The sequence below is a fragment of the Microbacterium sp. H6 genome, assembly GCF_003314775.1.
Taxonomy (GTDB): domain Bacteria; phylum Actinomycetota; class Actinomycetes; order Actinomycetales; family Microbacteriaceae; genus Microbacterium; species Microbacterium oxydans.
Genome location: NZ_QOAY01000176.1, coordinates 1 through 5,454 on the forward strand (window position 1 = coordinate 1; position 5,454 = coordinate 5,454).

General features: G+C 68.8%; 4 protein-coding genes. 3 read left to right on the forward strand and 1 reads right to left on the reverse strand.

Going from position 1 to position 5,454, the window contains the following annotated elements:
• The first annotated feature begins 113 nt into the window (after window positions 1-113).
• The 3 genes from DSP71_RS11400 to DSP71_RS11410 all read left to right on the forward strand — a co-directional run bounded on the left by DSP71_RS11400 (window position 114) and on the right by DSP71_RS11410 (window position 3,610).
• Window positions 114-1,139, forward strand: a complete 1,026-nt coding sequence (locus tag DSP71_RS11400) for a Gfo/Idh/MocA family protein (RefSeq protein WP_113681143.1) — start codon at window positions 114-116, stop codon at window positions 1,137-1,139.
• On the forward strand, window positions 1,136-2,161 hold the full coding sequence (locus tag DSP71_RS11405) for a Gfo/Idh/MocA family protein (RefSeq protein ID WP_113681144.1): 1,026 nt from the start codon (window positions 1,136-1,138) through the stop codon (window positions 2,159-2,161). Before DSP71_RS11400 ends, DSP71_RS11405 begins: the two co-directional genes overlap by 4 nt.
• A 444-nt stretch (window positions 2,162-2,605) precedes the next feature.
• Window positions 2,606-3,610, forward strand: coding sequence for a magnesium and cobalt transport protein CorA (locus DSP71_RS11410; protein ID WP_045263009.1), 1,005 nt, complete (start codon window positions 2,606-2,608; stop codon window positions 3,608-3,610).
• A gap of 298 nt (window positions 3,611-3,908) precedes the next feature.
• On the opposite strand, the gene DSP71_RS11415 is transcribed toward DSP71_RS11410, so the two are convergent.
• Window positions 3,909-5,454: S8 family serine peptidase (locus DSP71_RS11415; protein ID WP_147251301.1), on the reverse strand; the 1,546-nt coding region annotated here is incomplete at its 5' end.

Consider the following 5,454-nt stretch of genomic DNA (forward strand, 5'->3'; position numbering starts at 1 on the left):
CTCGCCGCCGAGATCTACGGCATCGAGGACATGCCGGCTCCGCCGATCACCCCCCTGCGGGTCGCACCTTCGGTAGCCGCTGACCCGACCGACGAGACAACCGAGGAGAAGCAGTGAGCACGTTGAAGGTCGGACTCATCGGCGCGGGCGGGATCTCCCGCGTGCACGCCGACGCCTGGCGGGCGCTCGGGGTGGAAGGCTACGTCACCTCGCTCGTCGGAGCAGAGGAGATCGCCGCGGAGTACGGGTTCGAGCTCGTCGACGATGTCGACACTCTCATCGGCCTGGTCGACATCGTCGACATCGTGACCCCGAGCAGCACGCATGCCGACTTCGCCCTGCGCGCCATCGCCCGCGGGCTCGACGTGATCTGCGAGAAGCCGCTCGCGGAGACGGCTGAGATCGCAGCGACCGTCGCCCGCGCCGCCGAGGAAGCGGGCGTGCGCCTGTTCCCCGCCCACGTCGTTCGGTACATGGGCGAGTACGCCCAGATCAAGGCGGGCATCGACGCCGGTCGGATCGGCACGCTCGCCGTGCAGCGGTTCAGTCGGGCAGGCTCCGCCCCGCAGACCCCGTGGTTCTTCTCGGAGCGCGCGGGCGGCGGTGTCATCCGCGACCTGATGATCCACGACATCGACCAGGCGGTCTGGTTCGCCGGACCCGTCGAGTCGGTCTACACGGTACAGAACCCGCCGACCGTCGACGACCGCGTGCCCGCACCGGTCACTGCACACGTCGTGCTCACGCACCGCAGCGGCGTCATCAGTCACATCCACGGCAGCTGGGTCGCGCCGGGTATGCCGTTCCGCACGAGCGTCGAGGTCGCGGGGTCGGAGGGTCGCCTGCGCTACGACAGCGCCGAGGACAACGCGCTGCGCACCGACGCCGTGCTTCCCGAAGCCGACACCGACTACCTGCCGCCGATGTCGCCGCAGGAGAGCCCGTACTTCGCCGAGATCGCCGACTTCGTGGCCGCCCTGCGCGAGGGGCGCGACGCCAGGGTCAGCCCGGCGGACGGAATCGAGGCCGTCGCCGTCGCCGAGGGCGCGTACGCCTCGATCGCCTCCGGCGCCCCGGTCGCTCTGACCGTCACCACTCCCACATCATCTGCACGCACGGCCGAGGAGGCCACTCGATGACCGCCACCACCCCGCTGCGGATCGCCGTCCTCTCGTTCGCGCACACGCACGCTCTGAGCTACGTCCACGCGCTCAACGCGATGCCCGGCGTCGAGCTGATCGCCGCCGACCCCGACGGTGCCACGGCGCCCGACGACGCACCCCGAGGAGCGACACTGGCGGCGGAGCTCGGTGTCGCCTACGTCGAGACCTACGACGAGGCCTTCGCCTGGAAACCCGATGCGGTCGTGATCGCCGCGGAGAACTCCCGACACCGCGCCCTCGTCGAGCGCGCGGCCGCCGCCGGGGTGCACGTGCTGTGCGAGAAGCCCCTGGCCACGACGGTCGAGGATGCGATCGCGATGCGCGAGGCGTGCGAGCGTGCCGGTGTGATCCTGATGGTCGCCTATCCGGTGCGGTTCGCCCCGAGCGTGCGCGATGCGATCGCCGAGCTGCGCAGCGGACGCCTCGGCACGGTGCTGGGCGTCACCGGGATCAACAACGGCAAGCTTCCGCAGGACCGGACCTGGTTCACGGATCCGGAGCTGGCGGGGGGCGGCGCACTCGTCGACCATGTCGTGCACTGCGCCGATCTGCTCGACGAGCTGCTCGGCGAACGTGCCCAGTCCGTCCGCGCCGTGTCGAACGGGATCCTGCATGCGGAGCGCGACCTCGAGGTCGAGACCGGCGCCCTGGTGACGATCCAGTACCCGAGTGGGGTCATCGCCACGATCGACTGCTCCTGGAGCTGGCCGATGAGTTCGGCCACCTGGGGTGGACTCACCCTGCAGGTGATCGCCGAGCGCGGCACCGTGACCGTCAGCCCCTTCGCCAAGGGCGTCGCCGGGCACGATGCGCGCGGCGAGACATGGAACCCTGTGGGCGCCGACCTCGACGCGCTCCTGCTCGACGAGTTCGTGCACGCCGTGCGCCAGGGACGCCAGCCGCAGCCCGACGCCGGCGTGGGCATCCGTACCGTCGAGATCGCCAAGGCCGCCCAGGCTTCGGCAGCTCGCGGCGGCGAGGTCGTCACGCTCGTCTGATCCACCGAAGCTCCGACCATCGTCCATCGACCCTGGACAAAGGTCGCTATACGGTGTTGACTGAACCGGGCCGCACGCCCGATCACCCGACTGCGGTCGGGGCGCCGCGAGTCGGCAGATCAGGATCCGCCTTCGACCCGAACGAAGGCGGATCCTGATAGCCGACGGGTCGAGGCAGCCCCAGCGGGGCCGGCGCTCAGCATCGAGGAGTATGCTGACCCCTTGGGTCGTTCGGCCCGACGAGTCCCGAAAGGTGGTGATGGCGATGTCCGGTGATAGTTACGACGCCGCCTTCGCTGCGTCGAGACTCCCTGCGCTAGCGCGTTGACCCTCTGGTCCGCTTTCGCACGTCCTTCCCCGCAGCCGTCGGCGGCGTCATCCGCCCCCTGACGAACCGCGCACGGAGCTCTCCGCTGCCGTGCGCCTGCGAGAACGGAGCCGATCATGGCCCTCATCGACAACGGCGTGTACGTCCACGGACGTCGCGTGGAGACCCCCAAGAACCTGGACGAGACCTACCGGATGCTGGACGCCGCCGGAGGCATCGCGTGGATCGGCCTGTACCGACCCAGCCCGGAGGAAGTGGCGTCCGTCGCTCGCGAGTTCGACCTGCATCCGCTGGCCGTCGAGGACGCCCTGTCCGGCCACCAGCGGTCGAAGGTGGAGCGCTACGGCGACACCCTGTTCGCCGTCCTCCGCCCCGCCCGGTACCGCGACAAGGAGGAGTCGATCGAGTTCGGCGAGCTGCACCTGTTCGTGGGCCCCGATTTCGTGGTGACGATCCGGCACGCCGAATCCCCGAACCTCGCCGCCGTGCGCGCCCGCATGGAGGCGAACCCCGAGCTGCTCGCGATGGGACCGGAGGCCGTGCTCTACGCGATCCTCGACGAGGTCGTCGACGGGTACGAGCCGATCGTGGCAGGGCTGCTGAACGACATCGACGAGATCGAGGACCAGCTCTTCGGCGACGGCGACGACGACAGCGCGCTCTCCCGCCGCATCTACGAGCTGTCCCGCGAGGTGATCAACTTCCAGCGGGCGGTGCATCCGCTGAACGGCATGCTGGAGTGGCTGCGTCGGGGCTCTGCGAAGTACCGCATCGACGAGGAGCTGCAGCGCTCCCTGCGCGATGTGCTCGACCACACGATCCGTGTCAACGAGAAGATCGACTCGTTCCGGGCGATCCTGGAGAACGCGCTGACCGTGCACTCCGCACTGGTCGCCCGGCGTCAGACCGAGGCCGGGTTGGCGCAGAACGACGAGATCAAGAAGATCTCCTCCTGGGCGGCGATCATCTTCGCCCCGACGCTCGTCGGCACCGTGTACGGGATGAACTTCGACGTGATGCCCGAGCTGCACTGGGCCTTCGGCTACCCGATGGCCATCGGCGCGATGCTCGCCTTCGCGGTCGGCCTGTTCGGGGTGTTCAAGTACAAGAAGTGGCTCTGACACGGGCATCGCTCATCGTTGGCGGCGGGTGCGGGCGAGGTCCGACGACCGACCGTAAGAACTTCACCCGTTCGTCGTCTTGCTCATGCCACGCTTGCTCGGCGCGTCGACAGGATGGGGATCCGTCACGCAGGCGGACGGTGAAGCCACCCGGCTCACCATCTGGTCCGCAATCAAGCACGCGGCTGCGGCGGGGATCTTCCCGGACCCGTCGCAGCCGCACTCTCCACGGGTAGGGGGGCGAAGCCGATCGCACAGGGATATGCAGACAGTGGACCGGTCTTCGCCCGTGCACGCGCTACTTCACGACGATCACCGGGAACGACAGGTCACCGGCGCCGGCACTCACCGGGATCTGCAGCTGAACCTTCTGCGCCGAATCGAGCGTGAGCTTCCAACGCAGGCCCCTGTCGGTGCGCTCGACCTCGCCTGTCGGGGGCACCGGGACCTCGAAGCCGTCGTAGTCGGCGAGGTCGATGTCCACCACGGCCTCCCCGCCCGACGCCCCTGCGTTCGTGAGGTCGAGAAGGATCAGGCTGTCATCAGCGCCCGCCTGCGGGGCGATCTGCACCGAGTACGACATTGCGGATGCCGTATGGACGGAGAACTTCGTTGGGGCTGTCACGGCCGACATGTCCGATCCGACGAACGTGCGCGCCGTCAGCTCATAATCCCCTTGCGGAAGTGATGCAGTGGTCGACCACCGACCGTCCATGCCTACCTGCACGAACCGGACGAACGGCGTGAGCTCGCCGACGAAGACGTGCACACGCACCAGAGAGCCGGGGACTCCCGTGCCCGTGATGTTCGTGCTCTTGGCATAGACCGTCGATCCGGCGACGGGGGTGACCACAGTCGGAGCCGCTGGGGATTCGCGGATGATGACCGGGGCGGATGCGCTTCCGCCCGTGAGGGTGGCCTCCCCCAGGGGTGCGTCCGCGGGAACGTCGAAGACGGTGGCGAAGCGACCGGCGCCGTCGGTACGCACCTTCTCGACAGCGTCGCCGATCTTCAGGTCGACGGTGGTGTTCGCCGGGTATCCGCTGCCGTTGACGCGGAACGGCTGCCCGGTGAGGGCGACCTTCGAGTAGACGCCGACCGCCGGAGTCGAGCTTGCTCCGGCGTCGACGAGTCCTGCCCCGACCCGGTCCGCGCTGAGCCCAGCGAGCGGATCCGCCGTGTCCGTGATGCGCTGGGTCAACTGGTCCGGCGTGAGACCTGGAGTCTCCGAGAGGATGCGGGCGGCGACCCCGGCCACGTGCGGGGACGCCATCGACGTTCCGGGATACAGCGCGTAGACGGAGCCGTCGTCCTGGCGCGGCACTGCTGACCACACGAAGCCCGGCGCGGTAACCGTGACCTTGCCCGCACCGTAGTTCGAGAATCCCGCACGCACGATCGCGCCCGTCGCCTCGTCCTGATCCGCGGCAGCGACGGCGATGACACCCGGCAGCGCGCCAGGTGCCTGAAGACAGGAGGAGTTCACCGGCCGAGGCTCGAGCGTCCCGTCGTTCGGACTCATCTCATCCGTGCTCATGGTGGCGAGATCCTGACCCTCATTACCGACCGCGGCGACGTTCAGCACGCCCTGGTCGTGGGAGTAGGCGTACGCGCGACGGAGCGCTTCGAGAGCCGCACCCTGTGAGTCGACATCAGCGCACCAGAGGTACCAGGGGTCGACGTAGTAGCTGTGGTTCACGATCGGGATGTCGTGGTCAGCAGCCCACATGGTCGCGCAGATGCTGGCCTCCGGGTAGATGTGGCCGTCGTCGTTGACGACCTTGATCGAGGCGACGCGCGCGTCAGGGGCGACGCCGACGATGCCGGTGCCGTTCGCCGCTCCC

What these genes read in the sequence shown, in the direction of transcription:
- DSP71_RS11405 (WP_113681144.1), top strand. Translation starts at nt 1,136, where the DNA reads ATGACCGCCACCACCCCGCTGCGGATCGCCGTCCTCTCGTTCGCGCAC.
- DSP71_RS11410 (WP_045263009.1), top strand. Translation starts at nt 2,606, where the DNA reads ATGGCCCTCATCGACAACGGCGTGTACGTCCACGGACGTCGCGTGGAG.